Genomic DNA, 3,429 nt, shown 5'->3' with positions numbered 1-3,429 from the left:
CAGCAAAATTTTTAAGAGTGTACAACTTTGGCTTCCTCTAATACGAACCCATGAAAAATTGCGTTTTTGGTCCTTCTGTGTTATTAAATTTTTTGGATCTTCTCCAATTTAGTTGTAGTTAAACAGGGAAAAATGGATAATACTTTAAAACAAAATGGACATCCGGTATCTTCAAAGGATATTAGTTTAATCGCCAAAAAACATTATCCAAAGGAGGCCTGCGATGTCCGTACTCAGTATAGCACCTTATTTCCCCTTTCGTCGAATAAAAATTATCGGTCAAACAGTTACACCCGATGCAGCCGGAGCCCACATTCATGCGGAACCCGACAAACGCTTTCAACCCATCTGTCAGGTATGCGGCCAAAGGGCTTCCGGAGCCCACAGTTGGACACAGCGAAGGATTCGAGATCTGAGTTTTGCTACGGCTCAGACTTGGATCACCTGCCGGTATCGCAAAGTGTTTTGTGCTCACTGTCAAGGCATTCATGTCGAGGATCTGGAATTGTTTCATCCGTACCTTCGTGTAACGATTCGTTTGGCCCGTTACATCTATCAGCTTTGCAGATTTATGACCGTTACCGAAGTGGCACGCCATCTAGGTATAGATTGGAAAACGGTCAAAAACATCGACAAGTTTTATTTAGAACACGACTATGGTCAACCCGATTTGAAGGGCCTACGTATTCTAGCCGTAGATGAGATTTCCATTCGAAAGGGTCATAACTATCTGACCGTCGTGTTGGACTTTCTTGCCGGCCGAATTGTTTTTGTCGGTAAAAAACGTACAGCTAAAACCCTGAAACGCTTTTTTAATCAGCTTAGCATCAGCCAGCGCAAGAAGATTGAGGCAGTAGCCATGGATATGTGGGATCCATTTATCAAGGCGGTAAATGACAAACTGCCCAATGCCAAAATAGTGTTCGATCTGTTTCATGTTGTGGCCAATTTTAGCCGCGTCATCGATAAAGTCCGAAACCGCGAATATCGCAAAGCCTCTAAAGAGGACAAGGCTGTTTTTAAAGGAGCCAAATACCTGTTGTTGAAAAACCGTAGAAACGTACGCAAGCAAAGCCATCGAAACCAGCTTAAAGAGTTGCTGGCATTGAATAAGGCAATAAACACCGTAATGATCCTTAAGGAAAAACTTAAACATATATGGACCTATCGATCCAGGAGCTGGGCTGCCAAGGCACTCGATCATTGGTGCGATCTGGCTCGTTCATTAAATATTCGATCAGTGAACACATTTGTTAACATGTTACAGCGGCATCGTTACGGTATCATCAACCGCTGCGATTACCCCATCCACACCGGCAAGTTGGAAGGGGTAAATAACAAAATTAAAGTCATTAAACGCAAAGCCTATGGATTCCATGATTTACGCTACTTTACGTTGAAAATCTATCAGGCTTTCTCCAACTAATTCGGAGAAGAACCCGAATTATTAATCTATACTACCTTCGGCATAAGAAAGTCAGGCAATTTCCCGTTAAATAGCAGATCCAATGCATGGCTTGACTTTACGCCTTGTTTTCGACAAGTAGACAAATAACTTCGAACGCGACAAAAGATTTGGGCTCCACCTATTGATCGAAAACAGCCGGATATCTTCTGTTGAACTTTTGTCATCCGGATATCACTTTCACCCAAATTATTCGTAAACGAAACCTGTTTATCATCCATAAATCTGAGCGTGTCTTGCTCATAATCTCTTAGACGTTCCAACAAGTTTCTGGATTTTGATTTTTTGATCCGACCCCTTTTACCCTTTTTTTTGGGCCGGACCGGCTCTGGACATTCAATTTCACCTCGGTTTAGCAGGGATCTGTATTCTAGCCGGTATTTTTTTGATTCTTGAATATCCAACGTGCCACCGGCATCGTTGACCTTGCAATTAATCGTTTCAAGTAGATTTTTCAGCTTTTTTGCCCACTGCTGACCATCTTGCTCCCAAGCCCTTGTCAGTTCTCGTAAATGATGGGCGTTGCATAAAGCGTGCGTACAATCGTATCTATAGTAAGGCTTCCAGTGGTCATGGCATAATATCCCTTTGAACCTGTTCAATATGCCCATGTCATCCATGGCCTCTTTACCCCTTTTCTCATGGGGATAATAAAGTGTCCAGTCATCATTGGATACGCAATGCAACCAATGCCCTTTGCCACCGATATTGATGCCCGTTTCATCCGCATGGGCAAAATATGAAGCCGCCAGGGCATTATTGGCCTGATTTTCAAAGTCGGCCAATAACCGAAAGGCTTGTTTGTTAAAATTGAAAATCGAACCTTCACTGACCGGTATATGCAGCTGATCGGCAAAATAGTCTTGTATTCTGTTATAGGGGACAAGTTGAAACTGTGACATATAGACCGAATGAGCTTTAAGATCTGTCCCATATTGAACCGCTTTTGTAACGTTTTTGGGAAAGGAAGCAACAAACCGGTTACCATTGTCATCTTCGAGTATCTGAGCCCGGTATTCGGTTACGACTCTTGAGATATCGATATCGAACACCTGCCGTGTATCAAAGCCAACCTGTCTGTATTTTCCAGGCGGTAGTGTGCTTCGATCGATCTTTATCAACTCGACCTTATCAGGATCATCAATCCTCTTTAGTGTGGAACCGACGTGGCCTTTTTGGCCGCCTGATTTCTTATCCGTTTTACGCTTAGGCTGTTTCTTCCTGTTTAGGTCACTTGATGGCGGCTTACTACTGTTTGTGCTATTTAGATTTAGTCGATTAGCCAGCAAAGTGATTATGAGGATCATAATCTCAAACATTGATTTTGTGGCCGATGACAATTGCTTGTCTTCACGAATAAGCAGTTGCGCCTTTTCAATCGTAGCCTTGATATCAATGTTGTCGATCTTCATTCGGTTCTGTTCCTGTGTTTTTTAATGAAGCTATTATAGCACAGGTTTTTAAACCGAGATTTTTCTCCCTGTAATCGATTCTATCGCCACAAACTCAATTGGGCGAAAAGGTTGCCGCGTTTGGATAGAAAACCTTCCGATCGGGCTATCAGTTGCTCTATGAGCCAAAACATGCAAAGTACTTGTATAGGAACTCATCTTGCATTTTCGCCGCAAAACCTTGTCAAGTAGTTTTTTACTTATTTTTGATTTTTTCGCTGAATAGATACAAAATAAGAAACAAAAAGGGGGATAAAATGTATCTTAAATCAAGACTAGAAAAACTTGAAAAGGCAGGCGGTACCAACCGAAGAATTGTCACATTAATCGGCGACGATCTGACTCTTTGGGAGCCGCTTAAGGCCGAATACTTTCGCAAGCATGGTGGAAACCCCGATGATGATATCATTTTCCTCCAAATTATAGATCGGTTTGGAGCTCGCCCAGATGATGGGGCGGATCATTCGGGCCGGATAGGGGATATAATTTAAAAAAGTAAACATCAAAATTTGG

At 42.3% G+C, this 3,429-nt stretch carries 3 protein-coding genes; 1 reads left to right on the top strand and 2 read right to left on the bottom strand.

What is annotated here, in order from left to right:
• The first annotated feature begins 223 nt into the window (after positions 1–223).
• On the top strand, positions 224–1,426 hold the full coding sequence (locus V3S16_RS15205) for an ISL3 family transposase (RefSeq protein ID WP_413886438.1): 1,203 nt from the start codon (positions 224–226) through the stop codon (positions 1,424–1,426).
• 26 nt (positions 1,427–1,452) lie between these two features.
• Here the strand turns inward: V3S16_RS15205 and tnpC are convergent, their stop codons facing one another.
• Together tnpC and V3S16_RS15195 are read right to left on the bottom strand one after the other, a co-directional pair.
• The gene (tnpC, locus tag V3S16_RS15200) at positions 1,453–2,877 is read right to left on the bottom strand and encodes an IS66 family transposase (protein WP_413886436.1); all 1,425 of its coding nucleotides are present in this window, start codon (positions 2,875–2,877) and stop codon (positions 1,453–1,455) included.
• A 362-nt stretch (positions 2,878–3,239) separates the two neighbouring features.
• Positions 3,240–3,429, bottom strand: a 190-nt coding sequence (locus tag V3S16_RS15195; protein ID WP_413886434.1) for a hypothetical protein, incomplete at its 5' end; no start/stop codon positions are given.

It is taken from the genome of Candidatus Desulfatibia sp., from assembly GCF_036446775.1.
In the GTDB taxonomy this organism is placed as follows: domain Bacteria; phylum Desulfobacterota; class Desulfobacteria; order Desulfobacterales; family UBA11574; genus Desulfatibia_A.
The sequence above is the reverse complement of the archived record's forward strand: the minus strand, read 5'-3'. Positions and strand labels throughout refer to the sequence as shown.

Bases quoted from the DNA above. Each gene is read 5' to 3' on its own strand.
- V3S16_RS15205 (WP_413886438.1), top strand. From the start codon at position 224: ATGTCCGTACTCAGTATAGCACCTTATTTCCCCTTTCGTCGAATAAAA.
- tnpC (WP_413886436.1), bottom strand. From the start codon at position 2,877: ATGAAGATCGACAACATTGATATCAAGGCTACGATTGAAAAGGCGCAA.